The 23,556-nt window shown below is 60.9% G+C and carries 19 protein-coding genes and 1 other annotated feature; of the genes, 4 read left to right on the top strand and 15 right to left on the bottom strand.

Going from position 1 to position 23,556, the window contains the following annotated elements; translation table 11 throughout:
- Window positions 1-39 precede the first annotated feature (39 nt).
- From AC6BYQ_RS11045 to AC6BYQ_RS10990, 12 genes are all read right to left on the bottom strand, one after another.
- Window positions 40-1,344: an inosine/guanosine kinase gene (locus tag AC6BYQ_RS11045; protein WP_019454159.1), complete on the bottom strand. Its 1,305-nt coding sequence runs from the start codon at window positions 1,342-1,344 to the stop codon at window positions 40-42.
- 90 nt (window positions 1,345-1,434) lie between these two features.
- The gene (gene hemH / locus AC6BYQ_RS11040; protein ID WP_019454160.1) at window positions 1,435-2,397 is read right to left on the bottom strand and encodes a ferrochelatase; all 963 of its coding nucleotides are present in this window, start codon (window positions 2,395-2,397) and stop codon (window positions 1,435-1,437) included.
- Between the two features lie 119 nt (window positions 2,398-2,516).
- Window positions 2,517-3,680, bottom strand: a complete 1,164-nt coding sequence (locus AC6BYQ_RS11035) for a glycerate kinase (protein WP_498056867.1) — start codon at window positions 3,678-3,680, stop codon at window positions 2,517-2,519.
- 9 nt (window positions 3,681-3,689) lie between these two features.
- Window positions 3,690-4,955: a GntP family permease gene (locus AC6BYQ_RS11030; protein WP_498056866.1), complete on the bottom strand. Its 1,266-nt coding sequence runs from the start codon at window positions 4,953-4,955 to the stop codon at window positions 3,690-3,692.
- Window positions 4,956-5,074: 119 nt separating this feature from the next.
- Window positions 5,075-6,208 carry a sugar diacid recognition domain-containing protein gene (locus AC6BYQ_RS11025; RefSeq protein WP_063918852.1) on the bottom strand — a complete coding sequence of 378 codons (1,134 nt, stop codon included), beginning with the start codon at window positions 6,206-6,208 and terminating at the stop codon, window positions 5,075-5,077.
- Window positions 6,209-6,374: 166 nt separating this feature from the next.
- Window positions 6,375-7,019, bottom strand: a complete 645-nt coding sequence (gene adk / locus AC6BYQ_RS11020; RefSeq protein ID WP_004940261.1) for an adenylate kinase — start codon at window positions 7,017-7,019, stop codon at window positions 6,375-6,377.
- Between the two features lie 202 nt (window positions 7,020-7,221).
- Entirely contained in the window at window positions 7,222-9,087 is a 1,866-nt protein-coding gene (gene htpG / locus AC6BYQ_RS11015; protein ID WP_019454163.1) for a molecular chaperone HtpG, read from the bottom strand.
- Window positions 9,088-9,322: 235 nt separating this feature from the next.
- Window positions 9,323-9,928, bottom strand: coding sequence for a recombination mediator RecR (gene recR / locus AC6BYQ_RS11010; protein ID WP_004940263.1), 606 nt, complete (start codon window positions 9,926-9,928; stop codon window positions 9,323-9,325).
- Window positions 9,928-10,257 (bottom strand): YbaB/EbfC family nucleoid-associated protein, encoded by a 330-nt coding sequence (locus AC6BYQ_RS11005; RefSeq protein WP_004940264.1) that lies wholly within the window; start codon window positions 10,255-10,257, stop codon window positions 9,928-9,930. The genes recR and AC6BYQ_RS11005 overlap by 1 nt, the downstream gene beginning before the upstream one ends.
- 41 nt (window positions 10,258-10,298) lie before the next feature.
- Entirely contained in the window at window positions 10,299-12,257 is a 1,959-nt protein-coding gene (gene dnaX, locus AC6BYQ_RS11000) for a DNA polymerase III subunit gamma/tau (RefSeq protein ID WP_498056865.1), read from the bottom strand.
- Window positions 10,902-10,966 (bottom strand) — a sequence feature (DnaX frameshifting element). Its footprint overlaps the gene before it by 65 nt.
- Window positions 12,258-12,349: 92 nt before the next feature.
- Window positions 12,350-12,901 carry an adenine phosphoribosyltransferase gene (gene apt, locus AC6BYQ_RS10995; RefSeq protein ID WP_019454166.1) on the bottom strand — a complete coding sequence of 184 codons (552 nt, stop codon included), beginning with the start codon at window positions 12,899-12,901 and terminating at the stop codon, window positions 12,350-12,352.
- 152 nt (window positions 12,902-13,053) lie between these two features.
- Window positions 13,054-13,434 carry a DUF454 family protein gene (locus AC6BYQ_RS10990; RefSeq protein ID WP_019454167.1) on the bottom strand — a complete coding sequence of 127 codons (381 nt, stop codon included), beginning with the start codon at window positions 13,432-13,434 and terminating at the stop codon, window positions 13,054-13,056.
- A 134-nt stretch (window positions 13,435-13,568) separates the two neighbouring features.
- On the opposite strand from AC6BYQ_RS10990, the gene priC reads away from it, so the two are divergent.
- A complete protein-coding gene (gene priC / locus AC6BYQ_RS10985; protein ID WP_025160057.1) occupies window positions 13,569-14,105 on the top strand; it encodes a primosomal replication protein PriC in 537 nt (178 codons plus the stop codon).
- 106 nt (window positions 14,106-14,211) lie between these two features.
- On the top strand, window positions 14,212-14,391 hold the full coding sequence (rsmS, locus tag AC6BYQ_RS10980; protein ID WP_016928837.1) for a pleiotropic regulatory protein RsmS: 180 nt from the start codon (window positions 14,212-14,214) through the stop codon (window positions 14,389-14,391).
- A 42-nt stretch (window positions 14,392-14,433) separates the two neighbouring features.
- Here the strand turns inward: rsmS and mscK are convergent, their stop codons facing one another.
- The 3 genes from mscK to acrR all read right to left on the bottom strand — a co-directional run bounded on the left by mscK (window position 14,434) and on the right by acrR (window position 18,986).
- Entirely contained in the window at window positions 14,434-17,817 is a 3,384-nt protein-coding gene (gene mscK, locus AC6BYQ_RS10975) for a mechanosensitive channel MscK (protein ID WP_019454169.1), read from the bottom strand.
- Between the two features lie 100 nt (window positions 17,818-17,917).
- Entirely contained in the window at window positions 17,918-18,271 is a 354-nt protein-coding gene (locus AC6BYQ_RS10970; RefSeq protein WP_197667187.1) for a DsrE/DsrF/TusD sulfur relay family protein, read from the bottom strand.
- A 31-nt stretch (window positions 18,272-18,302) separates the two neighbouring features.
- Entirely contained in the window at window positions 18,303-18,986 is a 684-nt protein-coding gene (gene acrR / locus AC6BYQ_RS10965) for a multidrug efflux transporter transcriptional repressor AcrR (protein ID WP_025160058.1), read from the bottom strand.
- Between the two features lie 142 nt (window positions 18,987-19,128).
- Between acrR and sdeX the strand changes: the two genes are divergently transcribed.
- Together sdeX and sdeY are read left to right on the top strand one after the other, a co-directional pair.
- Window positions 19,129-20,316, top strand: coding sequence for a multidrug efflux RND transporter periplasmic adaptor subunit SdeX (gene sdeX, locus AC6BYQ_RS10960; protein WP_498056864.1), 1,188 nt, complete (start codon window positions 19,129-19,131; stop codon window positions 20,314-20,316).
- Between the two features lie 17 nt (window positions 20,317-20,333).
- Window positions 20,334-23,480, top strand: coding sequence for a multidrug efflux RND transporter permease subunit SdeY (sdeY, locus tag AC6BYQ_RS10955; protein ID WP_019454172.1), 3,147 nt, complete (start codon window positions 20,334-20,336; stop codon window positions 23,478-23,480).
- Window positions 23,481-23,556: the final 76 nt, after the last annotated feature.

The following is a 23,556-nucleotide window of genomic DNA, read 5'->3' as shown; positions in this document are numbered from 1 at the left end:
AAAAAAGGTCCGGCATGCCGGACCTTTTTTTTCAGTGGGTTAACGTTCCCAGTAGGACTCTTCCAGGCTGTCTTCGCGCTCCGGCAGGCCGCGCGTGAGGCGCGGCGAATGCTGGTTCAGCACCTGGTAGCTGACGCGGTTGGCGTATTTGCACACCTGCGCCAATGAGGAATAGGTCAGGTAACTGCGCACATGCTTGCTGGAGTTCGGCACGTTGTGACGGTGGTAGCCGTTGGCGGCGATATCGTGCAGCAACGCCGACAGCGCGCCGTCGCCGGCGCCGTTGGTGTTCATGATCCTCTCCGGCCCGCCCATATACGGCGCGATGTGCGAATAAACGCGCAGCGGATTTTCACAGTGCTCGCGGCGCATGGCGCGGCTGAACTCGTAGCGGTTGAACTCGGCGATATGCCCCGGCAGCAGCGGGTGCTGCGTCTGGCGTTTGTTGGCTTCTTCGGTATAGCCCGCCATATACAGGCCACTCGGCCCGGCGGTGCACAACACCAGATCCACCCAGTCCAGCGCCATGTCCGAGGCGGTGAGCGGATCGCTCAGCCCGGTCAGCTCCAGCGCTTCGTCTTCGTTCATCGCCAGAATCGACACGTTTTCCTTCAGGAAGTCGCGCCACCACTGCGGGTTGTCGGCGATCACGTACTTGGTGCCCAGGGTCAGCACTACCGGCACATCGTGTTTTTTGGCGTATTCGATCGCCTGCAGGGTGGCGGCCTTCATCGGCTCGCCCTCCTTGCAGCGCACCAGATAAGAGCTCAACACCAGCGCCGACGCGCCGGCGATCACCTCTTCCGGAATGCTTTCCGGGCGCAGCTGATTCATCTGGCCGGGGTTGATGGCGAAGGTGCGCTCGCCGCTTTCACCGATCAGCGTGAAGCAACGGCCGATGGCGCCGTCTACGCCCTGCAAATAGTTAAGATCGGTGCGGCTGGAGGTATTGCACAGGTAACGGTAGGCGTAGCTGCCGATTTTCACGTTGCTGCACATCACGCCGAGCAGCACCGAACGGTCGTCCGCCAGCACCGAATAGTTGTGCATGGTATTGCCGATGGTGCCGCCGGCGAACTGATGGGTGACCAGATTATTTTCGTTCAGTTCCTGATACAGCGCCTCGGCGACGTCGTCTTCGATCACCAGAGAGTGGCCCAGACTCAGGCCGTAGCGCTGGACAAAAGCGTCGTCCACTTTCGCCTCGATATCCACCAGCGTCTGGTCGATGCCGACGATATACGAGGTGCTGATTTCACTTTCGGGCTGGGCCTGCTGCAGAAGCGGATCGCGGGCGCTCACCGGAAAATAGTGTTTGGACTTGCGTTTACCAGGAAATTTCATGTGATTGGCGGTGGTGACGGTTTAACAAGCGGAGAATGTTAACACATCCCCGCCCGATCATGATGCACCTAATATACAGATTATGAATGATTACAGACGCTGCGCCACCAACTGCTGCATCATATCGATATGCGCCGGTTCATCGTTCAGCGCAGAGATGTACTCAAACTTTTCGCCGCCGGCCTTGAGGAAGATCTCGCGGTTCTGCTCTTTGATCTCTTCCAGCGTCTCCAGGCAGTCCGCCGAAAAACCGGGGCAGATCAGCTGAATGTGCTTCACGCCCTGCGCCGGCAACCCCTTCAGGGTTTCATCGGTGTACGGCGTCAGCCACGGCTCGCGGCCGAAGCGCGACTGGTAGGTCATCATCACTCGCTCCGGCGCCAGCGGCAGCGTGGCGCTCAGCGCACGCAGCGTATCCTCGCAGCGCTGCGGGTAGTCGTCGCCCAGACGCGCATAGCGTTTGGGGATGCCATGGAATGACAGCACCAACCGATCCGGCTGGCCGTGTTCGGCGAATGAACGCTCCACGCTTTGCTGCAGCGCGGCGATATAGGCCGGGTGTTCGGCATAATCGCGAATGAAAGCCACCGACGGCAAGCGGCGATAGCCTTTCAGCACCCGCGCTACGCCATCCCATACCGCCGCACTGGTGGAGCAGGAATATTGCGGATAGAGCGGCAACACCACCAGGTTAGTCACGCCCTGCGCCAGCAGCTTGTCGATGGCTTCCGCCAGGCTCGGCGAGCCATAGCTCATGCCCAGCTCCACCGGCGTATTCGGCATGCGCGCCGCCAGCGCCCGCTGTTGGCGGCGGCTGTACACCAGCAGCGGCGAGCCTTCTGCCATCCACACCGATTGGTAGAGCTTCGCCACGCGCGGCGAACGGATCGGCAAGATCGCGCCGTTGAGGATCGGCCACCAGATCAGCGGCGCCGTGTCGACCACGCGATCGTCACTGAGGAATTCCTTCAGATAGCGTTTGACCGCCGACGAGGTCGGCGCATCTGGCGTGCCCAGGTTCACCAGCAATACGCCGTGTTTCTCTTGCTTCATCTCAGTTCCCCTCATTTCCTTTCCGGCCGGCATTCCGTTCTGGGTCGGGATGTCAGCAGCCATTAATGCCGGCTATTGTAACGGAAAAGTCCTGCGTCGAAACCGATAACAGCAACAGGCTATGCCTGTGAGCCTCTCCCTTGCGCCAGCTGCCATACCGCCGCCACGTTGCGCGCCGTCACCTGCAGATTGCGATCGGCGTCCGCCAACGCCTCTTCCAGCGTCACGATGCGATCGAGCACCGAAAACGCCGCATCGATGCCGTGCTGATGCACCACCTGATAATCCGGCGTCAGGCTACCGGCGATGGCGATCACCGGCACGCCGTGACGCTTGGCCACCCGCGCCACGCCAATCGGCGTTTTGCCGTGGATCGACTGGCTATCCAACCGCCCTTCGCCGGTGATCACCAAGTCGGCATCGCGCACCGCCTCATCCAGGCGCAGGGTTTCGGTGACGATCTCGATGCCCGGCCGCAAGCGCGCATCGAGCATGCCGAGCAGCGCCGCCCCCATGCCGCCCGCCGCCCCCGCGCCCGGCTGGGTGAGCACGGCGCGGCCGGTTTCCCGCTCCAGCAGTTCGCCATAGTGATGCAACGCCGCATCGAGCTGTGCCACCATCTCCGGCGTCGCCCCCTTCTGCGGCCCGAACACCGCCGACGCGCCCTTTTCGCCGCACAGCGGATTATCGACGTCGCAGGCGGCGGTCACGCTCACCCGTTGCCAACGCGCATCCAGCCCGGCGAGATCGAGATGCGCCAGCTGCGCCAGGGCCGCTCCGCCCACCGGCAGCGGCCGGCGATCCCGATCCAGCAGTTTGACGCCCAGCGCCTGCATCATCCCGGCGCCGCCGTCGTTGGTGGCGCTCCCGCCGATGCCGAGAATGATCGCCTTCACGCCGCGCTCCAACGCCGCCAACATCAGTTCACCGGTGCCGTAACTGGTGGTGATGCGCGGATCGCGCCGATTAGGCGGCGCCAGATGCAGCCCGGAAGCGGCGGCCATTTCAATCACCGCGGTTTCACCGTCGCCCAGCAGGCCATAAAATCCCTGCACCGACTCGCCCAGCGGCCCGGTGACCGTCACCTGGACGATTTCGCCGCCGGTGGCCGCCACCATCGACTCCACCGTCCCTTCACCGCCATCCGCCATCGGCAACTTCACGTAGCGCGCCTGCGGGTAGATTTGGCGGAATCCCCGCTCGATAGCGTCGGCGACGCCGAGCGCACTCAGGCTCTCTTTGAAAGAATCCGGGGCAATAACCACTTTTTTCAGCGTTTTCATCACTGTTCCTTATCCCGCCAGGTTAAATACGCCAAACATCAGCGCCGAGATTGCCGCGATGGTGAACCCCACCAGCGTCTCATACGGCAGCAGCTTCAGCCGCTCGTGCACCGCCATATTGACGCTGCCGCCGGTGGCGTGGAAGAAGCTGCCGTGCGGCAGGTGATCCAGCACCGTCGCGCCCGCATGGATCATCGCCGCGCCGGCCAACCCGCTCACCCCCAGTTCCAGCAGCGTGGAACTGAATACCCCGGACGCTACGGCGGTGCCGGCGGTGGTCGACGCGGTTGCCATCGACATCAGCGCGCCGGACAGCGGCGCCAGCAACCAGGCCGGCAGCCCGGTATGCGTTAAGCCGTTAATCAGGACATCCTTCAGCGCCGAGTTGGCGATGATGCCTGCCAGCGTGCCGGTGCCGAGCAGCATGATCGCCACCGGCGCCATGCGCGACAGGCCGGAGACCATAAACTGATTGCACTGGCGAATGCGCCCCATCAACAGCGCGCCCGCCAAACTGCCGGCCGGCAACGCGATCAGCGGATCGACGGCGATCCCGGCGATCGGCCGTAGCGACAGCAGCAGGATCGCCACCAGCGGCGCGCTGATCGCCGCGGCAAAGCCCGGCCGCGCCCCTTCGGCATGCTGAGTCAACTCTTCGGCCATCACCCTGCTGCCTTTATCGCTCAGGCGGCGCGCCAGCAGATAGGCCACCACCAGGCCGCACAGCCCCGGCACGATGCCGGCCATCATCACCGAGGTGAGCGGCACGTGGAAATTGTCCGCTGCCGCGATGGTGTTCGGGTTGGGCGACATCACGTTGCCGGCCTTGCCGCCGCCGATCATCGCCAGCAGGATCGCCGCACGTGAAATACCGGCCTTCTGGGCGATCGACAGTGCGATAGGCGCGACGGTGATCACCGCCACGTCGATGAACACCCCCACCGCCGTCAGGATCAGTGTAGCCACCGCCAGCGCCAGCAGCGCGCGGGTTTCGCCCACCTTGCGCACGATGGTTTCGGCGATGGTGTGTGCCGCGCCGGATTCGATCAGCACCCCGGCCAGCACCCCCGCCGCCAGAATGCGCATCACGGCGTTGGTGATGCCCTGCGCCCCGCCAATCATCAGCGTCACGGTCTGCACCAGATCGGCGCCGCCGCACAGCCCGCCCGCCAGCGCGCCGGCAATCATGCCGTAAGCCGGCGGAACCTTGCGTAGAATCAGGACGATGGCGACGGCTAACGCCACCAGCGCCCCCAGAGTGGATACGGTTGTCATTGTTGTTTTCTCCGTGGTTGATGTGCAGGCCAACATATCGCGCGCGCCCGGCGCAGACCTGAGGGAAAACAACAAAAAATCGCCGGCGGAACGGCGCGGAATTTGTGGGTTGGCACAATTCAGTCGTGCATCAGCATGCCGATATACAGCCGCAGAGCATCGGTTAATTGATTGATTTTCATGCCGGTTATCGCCTCGATGCGCTGCAGGCGATAACGCAGGGTATTGACGTGAATATGCAGCTGCGCGGCGGTCTGCGTCTGATCACAATTCTGCGAAAAATAGTGGCGCAGCGTACCGCGCAGCACGCCTTTTTCGTCCTGTTCGCCCAGCGTTCGCCAGGGGCGCCCCAGCTCCTGAGCACGCCAGTCCTCCCCCAGATCGCACAACAGCGACGGCAGCGGATAGTCGTGGTAGAACAGCGTGGCATGGCGCAGTTTCAGGCGCTGCGCCATCGCCTGGGTGGCGCGCGCCGTCAGGCTGGAGCGGTAGGCACTTTGCGGATCGTCATAAAAACCGCCGACGATCAGCCGCACCCGAAAACGGTGTTTAAGCTGGTTTTGCAAACGCTGCGCCTGTTGGCGCTCCAGCTTCAGGCTCCATTCGCCCTGCGCCATACAGGCCGGGCGCAGCAGGGTCATCTCATTGAAGCCGGTAATGGCGATCAACGCATCGCGCTGGGTGGCTTCCAGCTCCGCCAGCAGCTCACGCAGCAGGTGCGGCTGCGCCTCTTGCAGCTCGACGATCCACACCATGCGCGCCTGGCGCAGATCCAACCCCAGATACGCCGCCATCGCTTCCAGCGACGCGGTGTTCGGCTGTGGCTGCAGCAGCTGATTCGCCAGCTCTTCCCGGTAGCGTTTTTCCCACTGGTGCTGATCCAGCAGCGCCGCCTGCTCCACCATCATCTCCGCCGCCATCTTGACCAGCTCGGCGTAAGCGCGCACCTCGGCCGGCTCGCCGGAAATGCCGATCACTCCCACCCGCTGATTGCGAAAGCTGAACGGCAGGTTGATGCCGGGCCGCACCCCTTTCAGATGCTCGGCGGTGGCGCGATCGATCTCCACCACCCGATTCTCCGCCAACGCCAGCACCGCGCCCTCATGGCGCTGAAACAGACGCTGCGGATTGCCGGAGGCGATGATCACGCCGTTGCTGTCCATCACGTTGACGGAATGGCTGATGATGCCCATCGCCCGCTGGACGATCTGGCGCGCGGTGGCTTCCGCCAGAAGATTGGTTTGTCTGAGCATGCCCGGCTCCCTGCTGGTGGTGAAAACGCAGGCTTGTTATACGCCATTTGGCACGGGCGATTAATGGGCACGGCCGCAACAAGCCGCCGCGATCACAGTTTGGCGGGAAAACGGCCAAAAAAAACGCCGGGCCACTGGCCCGGCGTCATGCACAACCCGCTTGCGATCAACCGAGGATGGTCGCCAGCTCTGCGCTCACTTCGGCAACCTTGCGGGTGCCGTCGATTTTGCGGTATTGGGTGTTGCCCGCCGCCGCTTCTTTGCTGTAGTAAGAGATCAGCGGCGCGGTCATCTGATGGTATTCCACCAGGCGCTTGCGCACGGTCTCTTCCTGATCGTCCTTGCGCGTGGTCAGCTCTTCGCCGGTCACGTCGTCTTTGCCTTCCACCTGCGGCGGATTGAACTTCACGTGGTATACGCGGCCGGACGGCGCGTGCACGCGGCGGCCAACGATGCGGTCAACGATCAGCTCGTCCGGCACGTCGAACTCCAGCACGAAGTCCACGTTGATGCCGGCTTCTTTCATCGCGTCAGCCTGCGGAATAGTGCGTGGGAAACCGTCCAGCAGGAAGCCCTTGCGGCAATCTTCCTGAGCGATGCGCTCTTTGACCAGCGCGATCACCAGCTCATCGGTCACCAGCTTGCCGGCGTCCATGATCTCTTTCGCCTGCTTGCCCAGTTCACTGCCGGCCTTCACGGCTGCGCGCAACATATCACCGGTGGAGATTTGCGGAATGCCGTATTTCTCCATGATGAATTGAGCCTGAGTACCTTTACCAGCGCCCGGAGCGCCCAGCAGAATGATACGCATTGCGTAAATCCCCTTGCTATGTAGTTTTTATAAAATTGCGAAAACGCTCAACGATACCATTTCAGGGGGGGCAGGCTCAAGGCGCGCGAAGGAAATCGATTGCGGAATGTGCAAAAAAACAGACGAACAAAAGGCGAGAAAATGCGGGGAAAAAACGAAAACGCGCCCCTAACTGTGCCGTTAAGGGCGCATATCTTCAACTTTAGGCGGACAACAACTTATTCATGCGACGGATGAACAGGTTCGGATCCTCCAGCGTACCGCGTTCAGCCAGCAGCGCCTGATCCAATAACAGGTCGATCCATTCGGCGAAATGTTCGTTATCGCCCACGTCGGATGCTCGTTTGACCAACGCATGCTCGGGATTAAGCTCGAAAATGTACTTCACTTCCGGCGCCTGTTGACCAGCGGCGGCGAACAGCTTGGCCATCTGGGTGCTCATTTCGTCGGCGTCGGTCACCACGATCGCCGGCGTATCGGTCAGGCGGTGCGTCAGGCGCACATCCTTCACGCGCTCGCCCAGCAGGGTTTTCACGCGTTCGACGAACGGTTCCAGCTGCTTCTCGGCGGCTTTCTGCTCTTCGGTTTCATCCGCCAGTTTGTCCAGCGCTTCATCCGCTTTGCTGACCGACTGGAACGCCTTGCCGTCAAACTCGGTCAGGTAGCTCATCATCCACTCGTCGATGCGATCGGACAGCAGCAGCACTTCGATGCCTTTCTTGCGGAACAGCTCCAGGTGCGGGCTGCTCTTGGCGGCGGCGTAGCTGTCGGCGGTGATGTAGTAAATCTTCTCCTGCCCTTCCGCCATGCGGCCGACGTACTCTTCCAGCGACACGGTCTGCGCCGAGCTGTCGCCGTGAGTGGTGGCGAAGCGCAGCAGTTTGGCGATCGCTTCCTGATTGCCGTTGTCTTCCGCCGGCCCCTCTTTCAGCACCAGACCGAATTGCTGCCAGAATTTCTGGTAGCCTTCGGCGTCGTCTTTGGCCAGTTTATCCAGCATCTGCAGCACGCGCTTGGTCAGCGCGCCGCGCAGGTTTTGCGTCACGCGGCTGTCTTGCAGGATCTCGCGCGACACGTTCAGCGGCAGATCGTTGGAATCGATCAGGCCGCGCACGAAGCGCAGGTAGTTCGGCATGAACTGCTCGGCGTCGTCCATGATGAACACGCGCTGCACGTACAGCTTCAGGCCGTGCTTGTGATCGCGGTTCCACATGTCCCACGGCGCCTGGGCCGGAATATACAGCAGGCTGGTGTACTCCTGCTTGCCTTCCACCCGGTTGTGGCTCCAGCTCAGCGGATCGGTGAAGTCGTGAGCGATGTGTTTGTAGAACTCTTTGTACTCTTCGTCGGTCACGTCAGCCTTGCTGCGGGTCCACAGGGCCTGCGCCTTGTTGATCTTCTCCCAGGTGACAGTATCGTCTTCTTCGTTCTTGCTTTCGATCTCCACCGGCAAAGCGATGTGATCGGAATATTTGCCGATCACCGAGCGCAGGCGCCAGGCGTCGAGGTACTCATCTTCGCCTTCGCGCAGATGCAGGGTGATTTCGGTGCCGCGGGTCTCTTTAGTGATGTCGGCGATGGTGTAGTCGCCTTCGCCGGCGGACTCCCAGAACACGCCTTCGTCATCGGCGGCACCGGCGGCGCGGGTGCGCACGGTCACTTTGTCCGCCACGATGAACGCCGAGTAGAAACCGACGCCGAACTGGCCGATCAGCTGGCTGTCTTTCGCCTGGTCGGAACCGATGGATTCCAGGAATGCTTTGGTGCCTGACTTGGCGATGGTGCCGAGGTTCTCGATCACTTCTTCGCGGCGCATGCCGATGCCGTTGTCGGCGATGGTCAGGGTGCGCTGCTCTTTATCGAAGGACAAGCGTACGCGCAGCTCGCCGTCGCCGGCGTACAGCTCTGGCGCAGACAGGGCGCGGAAGCGCAGCTTGTCGGCGGCGTCAGAGGCGTTGGAAATCAGCTCGCGCAGGAAAATTTCTTTGTTGGAGTACAGCGAATGGATCATCAAATGAAGCAGCTGTTTTACTTCAGACTGGAACCCGCGGGTTTCTTGACCTTTCATACTCATTGATTACCTCAAAAGACAATGGCTACCAAAATCGAACAATGAGGATCAGATGAGGGTCAGGGTGTTGTTTTTCAAGCGGACGGTGGGAAATTTTTGGCAAAAAACGCTGGGACCGAACGGCCGCGCCCAATTATTGATTTTCGGCTGATAACAACAAAGGAGGAAAAACCACGTTTTTCCTCCTTTGTTCGCGATAGGACGGGGCCGAATGGCCCCACCCGGGAAAACATCAGAACTTTATGGCGTGGCGCCCGGCCAGAGAATGCGACAGCGTGGTGCCGTCGACCATCTCCAGCTCGCCGCCCACCGGCACGCCGTGGGCGATGCGGCTGGCGAGCACGCCATACTGGCCGCACATCTCGGCGATGTAGTTGGCGGTCGCCTCCCCTTCCACCGTCGGGTTGGTGGCGAGGATCACTTCGGTGATGCTTTCCTTTTCCAGCCGTTGCTCCAGGCGATCCAGACCGATATCGCCCGGCCCGATGCCGTCCAGCGGCGACAGATGCCCCATCAGCACAAAGTAGCGCCCGGCGAACTGGCCGGTCTGCTCGATGGCGTGGATATCCGCCGGGCTTTCCACCACGCAAATCTGGCCGTTTTGCTGACGGCGCGGATTGGCGCAGATAGTGCAGACGTCCTGTTCGGTGAAGGTGCGGCAGTCGGCACAGTGGCCGATCTCCGACATCGCGCGCGTCAACGCCTGCGCCAGGCGCATGCCGCCGCTGCGATCGCGCTGCAGCAGTTGGAACGCCATGCGCTGCGCCGATTTCGGGCCGACGCCCGGCAGGCAGCGCAGCGCCTCCATCAGGGATTCAAGGAGCGGGCTGGTTTGCATCAGAACGGCATCTTGAAGCCAGGCGGCAACTGCATGCCGCTGGAAACGGAGGCCATTTTCTCTTTCTGAGTCTCTTCGATGCGGCGCGCGGCGTCGTTAAACGCAGCGGCGATCAGATCTTCCAGCATCTCTTTGTCGTCTTCCATCAGGCTTGGATCGATCTCCACACGGCGGCAGTTGTGCGCGCCGTTGATGGTCACTTTCACCAGGCCCGCGCCAGACTCGCCGGTCACTTCCAATTTGGCGACTTCTTCCTGCATCTGCTGCATTTTTTCTTGCATTTGCTGAGCTTGCTTCATCAGGTTGCCCAGACCGCCTTTACCAAACATAGTCGTCTCTCGTCGCTAGGGCCGCGCACGTTGCGCAGCGTTTAAAGGGGGCGAATACTCTCTTCATCCAGGTCCGCGTCGAAGAACCGGCGCAACGTCTGAATGTTGGTATCCGCATCGATGGACTGGCGCGCCTGCGCCAGTTTTTCTTCATAGATGGCTTGTCGCCATTCCAACGGGGTGCGCTCCGCCGGATTATCGTCCTCCACCACGGTCAGCTCAACCGGGTTGCCATACAGCTCACCGAGCGCGTCGGCCAGCGTCTTCTGCGCCGAAGGCGAATTCAGATGGCGCTGCGAAGACCGCAGATGGAGGCTAATTTTGCCCGGCTCCGGCTGCTGCTTGAAGGCGTTTAACGCCAGCTGCTGCACCAGTTTCGGGATCTTCAACTTATCGATTTCCGCCGCCCAGGCATCGCGCTCCAGCGACTCCACCACCAGCTTGGCGGCCAGCTCCGGCGTTTTCTCGTGTTCCAACGCCGTGCGCAGCGCTTTCGGCGTCGCCAGCGGTTCCGGCGCCGCTTCCGGCTCGGTCTGCGCGCGCCAGCGATAGGCTTCCGGCTTCGCCGGTTTTTCCGGCACCTTCTTCTCCGCCAGGCGCTGCTGGCTACGCTCGGTCACGGAAGCCAAACGCCCCAGCGCCGAGTTTGCCGGCCGCGCTATTCCTGGCGCCGCCGGCTCATTCTTTTTTGGTGTGGATGCTCCCTGCTGCCGTTGCAGCTGGGACCGCGCTTTCAACAGCTGGGCGGTGGCATCCGGTAACGGAGTCGATGATTGTCGCTGTGGCGCGGCCGGCTGCCCTAGCGGCGGCGGTGCGTCCTGAAACTGCGGCGGCTGTTGCGATGCGGCGGCCTGCGGCTGCGCCATCAGCGCCGGCGCGGTCTGCACCAACGCCACCGGCTCCGGGATCACCGCTTTCGGATGAAACGCCAGCGCGCGCAGCAGGGTCATCTCAACCCCCATGCGGCGATCCGGCGCATAGGCCAGCTCTTTGCGGCCCACCAACAGCGTCTGGTAATAGAGCTGCACATCGGCCGGCGGCAGGGTGCGCGCCAGCTCACGCAGCCGTTGTTCCACGGCGGCGTAGTGGTTGTCGAGCATCGAAGGCAGTAGCTGCACCATCGCAATGCGGTGCAATAGCGCCAGCGTCTCCACCAGCAGATTTTCCCAGTCCACGCCGCGCGAAGCGGCCTGCGCGACCTGCGCCATCACCTTTTCGCCGTCGGCGCTGACCAGCGCTTCGAGGATCGCCAGCGGCTGCTCGTCATCAAGCGTGCCGAGCATCTGGCTGACGGTGGCGGCGGTCACCTGCCCCTGCCCCATGGCGATCGCCTGATCGGTCAGGCTCAACGCATCGCGCATGCTGCCGTCGGCGGCGCGCGCCAGCAGCTGCAGCGCGCGGGCGTCGCTGGTGATCTGTTCCGCCGTCAGCACCGTTTCCAGCTGCTGACGGATCTGATCGACGTCCAGCGCTTTGAGGTGAAACTGCAGGCAGCGGGAAAGAATGGTCACCGGCAATTTTTGCGGATCGGTGGTGGCCAACAGGAATTTGACGTGTGCTGGCGGCTCCTCCAGCGTCTTCAGCAAGGCGTTGAAGCTGTGGCGCGAGAGCATGTGCACTTCATCGATCAGATAGACCTTGAAGCGGCCGCGCGCCGGCGCGTACTGGACGTTGTCCAGCAGATCGCGGGTATCTTCCACCTTGGTTCGTGAAGCGGCGTCGATCTCGATCAGATCGACGAAGCGGCCCTGCTCGATCTCGCGGCAGTTGTCGCATTGGCCGCACGGCGTGGCGGTGATGCCGGTTTCACAGTTCAGGCCTTTGGCCAGCAAGCGCGCGATGGTGGTTTTCCCCACGCCGCGCGTGCCCGAGAACAGATAGGCGTGATGGATCCGCCCCAGCGAGAGGCCGTTGGCCAGCGCGGTCAGGACATGTTCCTGGCCGACCACGTCTGCGAACGTTTGAGGGCGCCACTTACGGGCGAGAACCTGATAGCTCATTAATACCGGAGAAGTCGAGTAATCTGGAGGGTCATGCTAACACAGCCCCGCGGCGATCCGCGAGGCCGTTGTGCCCGAGGGGCGATGCCGCATCAATGACCGGCGAAATCCACCAGGCAGTAGCAATCGATGCCCAGCTTGTTCAGACGCGCTTCCCCGCCCAGATCCGGCAGGTTGATGATGAACGCGGCGTCTTTTACTTCACCGCCCAGGCGGCGGATCAGTTTGGTGGTCGCTTCGATGGTGCCGCCGGTCGCCAGCAGATCGTCCACCACCAGCACTTTGTCACCCGCGGTGATGGCGTCGGTATGGATCTCCAGCTTGTCGGTGCCGTACTCCAGCTCATAGCTTTCGCTGAGCGTGGCGCGCGGCAGTTTGCCCGGTTTGCGCACCGGCACGAAACCGACGCCCAATGCCAGCGCGACGGGCGCGCCGAACAGGAAACCACGCGCTTCGGTACCCACCACCTTGGTCACGCCCGCTTCGCGATAGCGCTCAACCAGCAGCTCGATGCTGGCGGCGTAGGCCAACGGGTTTTCCAGCAGGCTGGTCACGTCGCGGAACAGGATGCCCGGCTTCGGATAATCCGGGATGGTTTTGATACTGTCTTTAATAAACTGAAGCTGCTGCGCAGTAGCGGTCATAATTGTTGCCTGATAAAACTGCCTGAAAACCGGTGCGCCGCTCACCCGCCGCCCCGGGAGAAACACACCGGAGAAGAAATGGCAGGCGATCCGCGCACGAAAACGCCCAAATCTATGCAAACTGGCGGACAAATGCAACCGGCGGCGCACAATCAGCGCTGTTTTTGTTGCGACAGGTCAATAACCGGCAGGCGCAGCATAAAGGTCAGCAAAATAGCCAGCATCAGCAGCAACAGCCCGCGCACCCACCAGATTTTCACCAGCCACAGCGAACAGGCGAAGGTGAGCACGATCACCAGCACCGCCTTCCACTTCGCCCCCGGCGGCAGCGCGCGATGCTGCTGCCAGTGGCGCAGGTAAGGACCGAACCAGGAGCGGTGCAGCAGCCAGTGATGAAAGCGCGGCGAAGAGCGGGCGAAGCACCAGGCGGCCAACAGCAGGAACGGCGTGGTCGGCAGCAGCGGCAGCACCACGCCCAACGTCGCCAGCACCACCGCCAGCCAGCCTAAAATGATCAATAACCCACGCGTCATGCGGCTCTTCACTCCTCAATCGGTTGGCGCCTACTGTAGCATCGGCGCCGCGCCGGCGGAATATGCATGCGGCGCTTGTTTCGCGGCGGCATCGCGGGCAAGCTTACGCCTGTTGAAATCAAGAGGGAGCTTATGTGAGCACTCAGCGTCTATTACAGGTGTTGGCACAGCAGATCGCGGCGCTGGCGGCCGAAGTGACCCCGCGCGGCGATGTTCCGATCCCGCAGGCACGCTTCGACGCCGCCCTGTTCGCCAACCGCGGCACGCGGCTGCGCGACTATCTGGCCGAGGTGGAGAAAAACTTCGCCCAGTTGCAACACGCCGCCAACGACAGCCGCGCCAGTCAGGTGGCCTTTCTGGCCGAAAAGCTGGTAGCCCAGATCGCCGCCCTGCAGCGCGAGCTGGCGACCCAGGCGCTGCGGCGCAAGAACCAGCCGAAAGAAGCCCCCGAGGCCGATCTGTACCACAAGCTGGCCGAGCATCAGGACTACGAACGCCGGCTGATCGCCATGATTCAGGATCGGGAAAGCCTGCTGGGGCGCCAGACCACGCTGGCGGCGCAGCAAAAGCTGCAGCACGAGCTGGCGGCGCTGGAGGGGCGGCTGATGCGCTGTCGTCAGGCGCTGGCGCGCATCGAGCGCAATATCGAACGCAAAGAAAACGGTTTTTGAAGATTTATCACAATATTTTAATGATTATTCCCGGTTGCGCGCCGGGTTCACTATACTTTGCCGATACGTGAATTTTTCATCTCATTAATCAATAAGCGCAGGTGCCATGTCTCTGGAAAACGCCTCACCCGAACTGCAGCTGGCGGTAGACTTGATCTACCTGTTGGAATGCAACGAAATCGATCCGGCCACCGCACTGGCGGCGCTGGATATCGTCAAACGGGATTATCAGGAAAAGCTGCAGCGCGCCGGCGTCACCTCCCCCTATCTGCCCGCCGGACAGTAATAAGGGACAGCGCCGCTGTCCCTTTCGCCTCTTCTTTCTTCATCAGCCCGCCGTCTGGCCGCCTTCATCCGGCGACAGCGTTCTCTTCACTTCCTGCACTTCATTGCCCTGCTGGTTATGCAGATACACCTCCAGCTGATTGAAGGCAATGTCGATGCCGTTTTCCCGGCACAGGCGATCGATTGAGCGGTTCAATTCGTCCACGGTATAGCTGCGATCGCGCAGTTCGCGCACATACAGCCGCAGTTCGTGATCCAGCGTGCTGGCACCGAAGTTGAGGAAGAACACCTGCGGTTCGGGATCGGTCATCACCCGCGGATTGTCGTGCGCCGCCTGCAGCAACACCTTTTTCACCTTATCGAGATCGGAGCCGTAAGCCACCCCCACCTTGATCAGCACGCGAGTGATGGTGTCGGACAGCGACCAGTTGATCAGCCGCTCGGTGACGAACGCCTTGTTCGGGATGATCACCTCTTTGCGATCGAAGTCGGTAATGGTGGTGGCGCGAATGCGGATCCGGCTGACCGAACCGGAGAAAGTGCCGATGGTGATGGTATCGCCGATGCGGATCGGGCGTTCGAACAGAATGATCAGACCGGAGACGAAGTTGGCGAAGATCTCCTGCAACCCGAAGCCTAACCCGACCGTCAAACCGGCGGCCAGCCACTGCAGTTTGTCCCAGGCTACGCCGAGCGATCCCAGAGCGACCACCGCCCCCACGGCGGTAATCAGGTAGGTGAGCACGGTGGTGATGGCGTAGGAAGTCCCCTGCCGCAGCTGCAGCCGCGACAGCACCACCACTTCCAGCAGGCCGGGCAGGTTGCGGGTGAGAACATAAGCGACGATCACCGCGGCGATCGCCACCATCATATTGCCCAGCGTCACCGCCTGCGCCACGCTGCTGCCCGCCACGGTGCTGGTGTAATGCCACAGCGTGATGCTGTCCAGGTAAGCGATAACCGTCACCAAATCCGACCAAATGGCGTAGAAGGCGCTGGCGAAGATGGCGAACAGCACCAGGGTGGTCAGGCGCAGCGATTGCTGGTTGATCTGATCGAGCGCCAGCGGCGGCTCTTCCACCACTGGTTCGCCGCCTTCGGCCCCCTCTTTCGCCACGTTTTGCCGCCGCGCCAACGCGCGCCGGTAGGCCAGGCGCCGCGCCGCCACGCTCAGGCCACGCAGCGCGGTCAGATACACGATATTCCACAGGAAGAACAGGTACAGGCTGTCTATCCAACGGCTAGCCAATCGCAGCGTGGTATAGAAGTAACCGGCGAACATCAGCCCCAGCAGGATCAGCGGCGTGGCGGCGATGGCGGTAACCACCACCAGCCGCACGGCGTGCGAGCCCTTTTCGCGCCAGCTGTCGCGACACAGCGGGAACACCAGCACCGCGAGCAGCGCCAGCGTCAGCATCACCACGATCTGGCCGATGACGTCTTCCACCAGGCGCAGCGGCGCCTTCTCGCCCAATACCGACCAGAAGATCAACGGCTGCAGCGCCAGCCCCAGACGCAGCGTCTGACGGCGGTAATGCGCGCACAGATTGGCCCCGAAGTTGAAATGCCGCTCGGCGATACCGCCCGGTTTCAGCATCCGATAGCTGAAGCCGAACACCAGCCACGACAGCGCCAGCTGCTGCGACAGCGCCCAGATAAAGTCGCTGATGCCGAAATCGGCGCGATACATCCAGAAACCGATGCCGAGCAGCAGCGCGGCGCCTGGCAGTACCTTCAACAAGGTCAGCGCGATGGCCTTCGGCGTGTGCAGTTGGCTGTCGCGCTTCAGTTGCCCCACGTCGTTGGCCAGCTTTTGCAAATGGTTGTCGATCAGCCGGTAGCGCCAGCGCAACACGCCGATCGCCAACAGCAGCGGGATCAGGAACACCAGCGCATTCAACCCGCCCTGCACCAGCTTGCCGCCGTCAAATTTGATATCGAGCCCGGCGAGCTGATCGCGCACCGCCTCGGGCATCGCCTTGAGCCACGCCAGATCGACCGGTTTGTTGCTGTTGACCCAGAAAATCTGCTGGGTCAGCGTATCCTGCAACGAACCGTAGACGCTGGTCAGCTGCTGCTGGTTGATCTGCAGATTGATCGACAGCGACAGCTGGTTGCTGAGCTGCTTATTCAGCTGATCCAGCAGCTCGCGGCGCATATCGATAATTTCGTTCAGCGCGTCGATCACCTCCGGGCCGGCCTTTTCCTTGCTCTCGGTCACCAGTTGGTTGATGTAATCCTCGCCCTTGAACAGATCGTCGCGCTGCTGATTGATGTCGAACTGCTCCAGCCGCAGATCGGCGATGCGCGTGTCCATGTCCGCCAACAGCGTGCCCTGCGGCAAACTTTGCTGCTGCTGATACAAAATGCGCGACAACACCAAGCTACCCTTCAGCACCTGGATCTGCTCTTTCAGGTTACGCTCCGCCTGCAGCCCGCGATCGAGCCAGTTTTTGACCCGAATGTTCTGCTGGAATAGCGTGTTGCTCTCTTCGGTAGCGGCGATCAGCCGCTGGCTCAGTTGACGGTTGACGTCCAGCTGCTTGCTGACCAGCTGATCGTGCTGGATATCGGTGGCGTCTTCCGGGTTCTGCGCCTCTTTGGCGGTCTTTTCAGACAGCGTCAACCGCTTGCTGTTGACGATCTCCTGCAGCAGCTGCACCGAGCGATCCAGCGCGTCGATATGCGCCGTCGTGTAGTCGCGCTGCTTTTGCAGCAGATCCTGCAAAGTGGTATTGGCTTCCAGGCTTTTGCGCTGCAGCTCCAGCTGCGCGTTGAGCAGCGCCTGTTCGGTGGCCAGCATGACCTGTTGGCTGTTGCGCAGCGAATCTTGCCCCGGCGTCTGGCCGCTGAGTTGGCTGCGGATCTCCTGCAGACGCTGCGAAGCGGCATACATGGTGCTCTGCACCCGTTCAGGCTGAGTTTGCAGCGACACCAGTTGGCTGTTGTAAGTGGAGAGGCTCTCCTGCGCGCTTTGCAGTTCATCAAGCGTTTGATACAGCCGGCTTTCCAACTGGCGCAGCGACAGCGGCAATAGGGCGGCGCGCGCCGCAGCGCTGTCTTCCGGCCGTTTCAGCGCATCCAGCTCGGCGGTGACCTGATTAAGCTTCGCCGGCGCCTGCTGCACCTGCTGTTTGAGCTGCGCAGCGTCCTGCCGGTTGCGCTCGATGGCGTCCAGCAGCTCCAGCGTACGGGTCAAATCCTGTTGGGAGAGCTTTTCGACCGGCGTCAAGGCTTTCTGTTTGTTCAGCGCTTCCAACTGGCTTTGCACTTCGCTACGCTGCGGCAGATCGCCGTTCAGCGCCGCCTGCGCCGGAAAGATGAACGCGCAAATCAGGAAAAGGAGTGTCGCGGCGGCGATGCGCCGCCGGCATGCGCCGACAAACGAGAGCGGCGCCAGAGAAGGCAGAGTCAACCAGCGATGCATGATTTAGCTTCGGATCGGTAAAGAAGCCTGAAGATTATCACGATCGCCGGCGGGCAACGAACAACAAAAACGTTGCCGGTGATGTCCCGTTGTCGCGAAATCAGAAAGTCAGCACTTTCTCCGCCGCCAGCGTCCACTGCGCCAGCTCGACCAGCGTGCCGATCGCCACGCCGTCCGCCAGCGGCAGGCGGCTGACGCCGCGCGCGTCGGCGCAGGTCTTGCACAGCTTGATCGGCACCTGCTGCGCGGTAAGGATCTCCAGCATCTGCTGCAGATGGTACCCTTCGTGCGGCTGCTGCCCGGCCAGCCCGGCCACCACCGCATCGGACATCAGAAACAGCCGCAGGTCGAGGCTGCTCTGCTGCTCTTTCATCGCGATAGCCAACCGCAGCGCATTGAACAAGGATTCATGGCCATAGGCGGCGCCGTTGGCGATAAGAACGACTGATGACATGAAGTCTCTCCTTATACTTATCAAGACTTATTTATAAAGGAAGGCGGCCGGCGTCTGGCGTTGTTGGCGTCGGCGCATCGGGTTTGAGGCGCAGGGTGGGGCAAAACTGCAGCATGTCCAGGAACGCGTCCACCAACGCTTCGGCTTCGGCCCGCAGATCAAAACTTTCCGGCATAAACAGCCAGTTTTCCATCAGGCCGGTGATATAACCGCGCAGGATGATCGCCGCCCGGCGAGTGTGCAGATCGCTGGGCAATTGCCCGTGATGTATGCAGTTATACAGCACGGCCTCGATGCGTTCATAACCGGCGAGATACAGCACTTTGCGCGAATCCAGCAACGGCATCATTTCACCGACAAACTCGCATTTGTGGAATATAATTTCCATCAACGCCCGCCTGCGGCAGTCTTCCACCGTAGACGTCAGAATGTAAATCAGAATTTCTCGGATAACCCGCAGTGGATTATCGGGAAACTTTGCCTGATACTCTGTCTCGAGCTGGTCAATTTTCGGCTCGGTAGATTCCCAAACTTCATTAAACAGGTCTACCTTATTCTTGAAGTGCCAGTAAATAGCTCCACGCGTAACCCCAGCAGCGGTGGCAATATCTGTCAGTGACGTTGCAGCAACGCCACGTTCAGAGAACTCTCTCACCGCAGCATCAAGGATTTGCTGTCGGGTTTCTTGTGCCTGCTGTTTGGTTTTTCGTGCCATGGCATTGTTATTTAGGGGGAGTGTGATTTACATACATTCGCGAATGTATGTACCATAGCACGCACATATAATTAACGCAGCAATGGGTTTTAAAGCTTGTGATCCATTGATCATTTTGAAATCGGACACTTGAGGTTTTTCTATGAACAAAAACAGAGGGTTAACGCCTCTGGCGGCCGTTCTGATACTTTCAGGCAGCTTAGTGCTAACAGGATGTAACGATAAAGAAACCCAACAGCAAGGCGCTCATCAACAGGCACCTGAAGTGGGCGTAGTGACCTTGAAAGCCGAGCCTCTCAACATCACTACCGATCTTCCTGGCCGCACCGCTGCGTATCGTATCGCCGAAGTTCGCCCTCAGGTCAGCGGCATCATCCTGAAGCGCAACTTCGTTGAAGGCAGCGATATCAAGGCCGGGACGTCCCTGTACCAAATCGATCCCGCCACCTATCAGGCCAGCTACGACAGCGCGAAAGGCGATTTGGCCAAAGCGCAGGCCAGCGCTTCGATCGCGCGCGTGACGGTAAACCGCTACAAACCATTGCTGGGTACCAGCTATATCAGTAAGCAGGACTACGACAACGCCGTCTCCACGCTGCAGCAGGCGGATGCCGCCGTCGTGGCCGCCAAGGCCGCCGTGGAAACCGCGCGCATCAACCTGGCGTACACCAAGGTGACCTCTCCGATCTCCGGCCGCATCGGCAAATCCGCCGTGACCGAAGGCGCGCTGGTCAGCAACGGCCAGGCGACCGCCCTGTCCACCGTGCAGCAGCTGGATCCGATGTATGTCGACGTCACCCAGTCGAGCACCGACTTCCTGCGCCTGAAGCAAGAATTGGCCAGCGGCGCGCTGAAACAGGAAAACGGCAAGGCTAAAGTGAAACTGATGCTGGAAAACGGCGCCGAATACGCGCAGGAAGGCACGCTGGAGTTCTCTGACGTCACCGTCGATGAGACCACCGGTTCCATCACCATTCGCGCTCTGTTCCCTAACCCGAACGATACGCTGCTGCCGGGCATGTTCGTGCGCGCTCGTCTGGACGAAGGCGTGCGCAGCGATGCGCTGCTGGTGCCTCAGCAAGGCGTAACCCGCAACCCGCGCGGCGACGCGACGGCGCTGGTGGTAGGGGCAGACGACAAAGTTGAACTGCGCACGCTGAAGGCAGACCAGGCGATTGGCGACAAATGGCTGGTTACCGATGGCCTGAAAGCCGGCGATCGCGTGATCGTCACCGGCCTGATGAAAGTGCATCCGGGCGCGCAGGTAAAAGTGCAGGAAGTTGACACTCAGGCGCAAAAACAGCCGCAGTCTGAAGCGCAGAAGTCATAAAAAGGAGCCGGTAATACATGGCTAAGTTCTTTATAGATCGCCCAATTTTCGCCTGGGTTATCGCCATCATCGTCATGTTGGCGGGGGTGCTTGCAATAATGAAACTGCCAATTGCGCAGTATCCCACTATTGCACCGCCGGCGGTGAGCATTTCCGCCAACTACCCGGGCGCAGATGCCAAAACGGTGCAGGATACCGTCACGCAGATTATCGAACAGAACATGAACGGTATCGATAACCTGATGTACATGTCCTCCACCAGTGATTCCTCTGGTAGCGTCACCATTACCCTGACGTTTGAATCCGGCACCGATCCTGACATCGCGCAGGTTCAGGTCCAGAACAAACTGTCGTTGGCCACCCCGCTGCTGCCGCAAGAAGTTCAGCAGCAGGGCCTGAAAGTAGAAAAATCCAGCAGCAGCTTCCTGATGGTGGCCGGCTTCGTTTCCGACGATCCGAACATGACTCAGGACGATATTGCGGACTACGTGGCGTCCAACATCAAGGACCCGATCAGCCGTTCGTCCGGCGTGGGTGAAGTGCAGCTGTTCGGTGCCCAGTACGCGATGCGTATCTGGCTGGACCCGAACAAGCTGAACAACTACCAGCTGACGACCACGGACGTGACTTCCGCCATCACCGAGCAGAACAACCAGATCGCCGCAGGGCAGCTGGGCGGCCTGCCGCCGGTGCCGGGGCAGCAGTTGAACGCCTCGATCATCGCGCAGACCCGTCTGACTTCGCCGGAAGAGTTCGGCAAGATCCTGCTGAAGGTCAATACCGACGGTTCCCAGGTGCGCCTGCGCGACGTCGCTCACATCGAGCGCGGCGCGGAAAGCTACGCCGTTACCGCTCGCTATAACGGCAAGCCTGCCGCCGGTCTGGGTATCAAACTGGCTACCGGTGCCAACGCCTTGAACACCGCCAAAGGTGTGAAAGACGAGCTGGCCAAGATGGCGCCATTCTTCCCGCAAGGGATGAAAGTGGTTTATCCATACGACACCACCCCGTTCGTTAAAATCTCCATCAACGAAGTGGTGAAAACGCTGATCGAAGCCATCATCCTGGTGTTCCTGGTGATGTATCTGTTCCTGCAGAACTTCCGCGCGACGTTGATCCCAACCATCGCGGTGCCGGTAGTACTGCTGGGGACCTTTGCGATACTCGCGGCGTTCGGCTTCTCGATAAACACCCTGACGATGTTCGGTATGGTGTTGGCGATCGGCCTGCTGGTGGATGACGCCATCGTGGTGGTGGAAAACGTCGAGCGCGTGATGTCCGAAGAGGGGCTGCCGCCGAAAGAAGCCACCCGTAAATCGATGGGCCAGATCCAGGGCGCGTTGGTGGGTATCGCCATGGTGCTGTCGGCGGTATTCGTGCCGATGGCGTTCTTCGGCGGTTCAACCGGCGCCATCTATCGCCAGTTCTCGATCACCATCGTGTCCGCGATGGCGCTGTCGGTGCTGGTGGCCTTGATCCTGACGCCGGCGCTGTGCGCCACCATGCTCAAACCGATCCCGAAAGGCGATCACGGGGTTAAAACAGGCTTCTTCGGCTGGTTTAACCGCATGTTCGAGAAGAGCACGCATCACTACACCGACAGCGTGGGCAACATCCTGCGCAGCACCGGTCGCTACCTGATCATCTACCTGCTGATCGTGGTTGGCATGGGCCTGCTGTTCCTGCGCCTGCCTTCCTCGTTCCTGCCGGATGAAGACCAGGGCATCCTGTTGACCATGGTGCAGCTGCCTGCCGGCGCCACCGAATCCCGCACCAACAAAGTGCTGGAAGAAGTCTCCGACTACTTCCTGAACAAGGAAAAGGACAACGTGGTCTCGGTGTTTACCGTCGCGGGCTTCGGCTTCAACGGTAACGGCCAGAACAACGGTCTGGCGTTCGTCAGCCTGAAAGACTGGGGCGAGCGCCCAGGGGCCGGAAACAAGGTCGAAGCGATCGCGGGTCGCGCAATGGGTGCGTTCTCGCAGATTAAAGAAGGCCTGGTGTTCCCGTTCAACCTGCCGGCGATCATCGAACTCGGTACCGCAACCGGCTTCGACTTCGAACTGATCGACCAGGGCGGCCTGGGGCACGAAAAACTGACCGAAGCGCGTAACCAGCTGTTGGGCATGGTTGCTCAGCATCCGGACGTGCTGGTGGGTGTGCGCCCGAACGGCCTGGAAGATACGCCGCAGTTCAAACTGATCGTCGATCAGGAGAAAGCCAAGGCGCTGGGCGTCAGCATCACCACCATCAACAGCACGCTGAGCACCGCGCTGGGTGGTTCGTACGTCAACGACTTCATCGACCGCGGTCGTGTGAAGAAGGTGTACGTACAGGCCGAGGCGCCGTTCCGCATGCTGCCGGAAGACATCAACAAGTGGTACGTGCGCGGTACCAGCGGCCAGATGGTGCCATTCTCCGCCTTCTCTTCGGCGAAATGGGAATACGGCTCACCGCGTCTGGAACGCTATAACGGCTTGCCGTCGATGGAAATTCTCGGCCAAGCTGCACCGGGCAAGAGTACCGGTGAAGCGATGAACCTGATGGAACAGCTGGCGTCCAAACTGCCAAGCGGCATCGGTTACGACTGGACCGGCATGTCCTATCAGGAACGTCTGTCGGGCAACCAGGCGCCGGCGCTGTACGCCATCTCGATTCTGGTGGTGTTCCTGTGTCTGGCGGCGCTGTATGAAAGCTGGTCGGTGCCGTTCTCGGTCATGCTGGTATTGCCGCTGGGGGTTATCGGTGCCTTGTTGGCCGCGACGATGCGCGGCATGAACAACGACGTGTACTTCCAGGTGGGGCTGCTGACCACCATCGGTCTATCGGCGAAGAACGCCATCCTGATCGTGGAATTCGCCAAGGATCTGATGGAGAAAGAAGGCAAAGGCCTGATCGAAGCGACGTTGGAAGCGGTGCGTATGCGTCTGCGTCCAATCCTGATGACGTCTCTGGCCTTCATCCTCGGGGTTCTGCCGCTGGTTATCAGCAGCGGTGCGGGCTCCGGCGCACAGAACGCGGTGGGTACCGGCGTAATGGGCGGGATGATCACCGCTACCGTCTTGGCGATCTTCTTCGTACCGGTGTTCTTCGTGGTGGTTCGCCGCCGCTTCAGCAAGAAGAGCGAAGATCTGGAACACAGCCATCCGGTAGAGCACCACTGATCGCTCAGTGATGTGAGCTCCACCCGATAATCGAAAAGGCCGCGCATGCGGCCTTTTTCTTTTGCTTCAGTTGCTT

The sequence above is a fragment of the Serratia sp. LTN-2 genome (genome assembly GCF_059740205.1).
This window is presented reverse-complemented; position numbering and strand designations above follow the sequence as displayed.